Source organism: Brevibacterium sp. SIMBA_078 (assembly GCF_046534565.1).
Taxonomy (GTDB): Bacteria; Actinomycetota; Actinomycetes; order Actinomycetales; family Brevibacteriaceae; genus Brevibacterium.
The window spans coordinates 1-269 of sequence record NZ_JAWRYQ010000242.1 but is presented as its reverse complement, the minus strand read 5'-3'; the positions used below and the strand labels follow the sequence as shown (position 1 = coordinate 269).

The window sequence follows — 269 nt, the reverse complement described above, 5'->3', positions numbered from 1 at the left end:
ATGATAACATGGCAGTTTATGTTGGGAATAGTGACCGCTTTTGGACGGAAAAAGTAGGGAATATCGATAAAAAAATCCTTAACCCGCTGATTCAATTAAATCGAATGGAATCTGTTATTTCTCAAATTTTTACAAGCCAAGGAGTAGATCTTCCAATACGAAAAGTATTGCTTACAAGAAATGGTTACTTTGATTACCCAGGATCTCTTTATAATATTCAATTGATTGATAAAAGAGAATTTCCAAAATGGTTCATGCAATTGAAGCGG

The 269-nt window shown here is 33.5% G+C and carries 1 pseudogene; it reads left to right on the top strand.

Annotation, left to right across the window (positions count from 1 at the left end):
• A pseudogene (locus SB749_RS19580) lies at positions 1-269 on the top strand (NERD domain-containing protein); the annotation flags it as partial.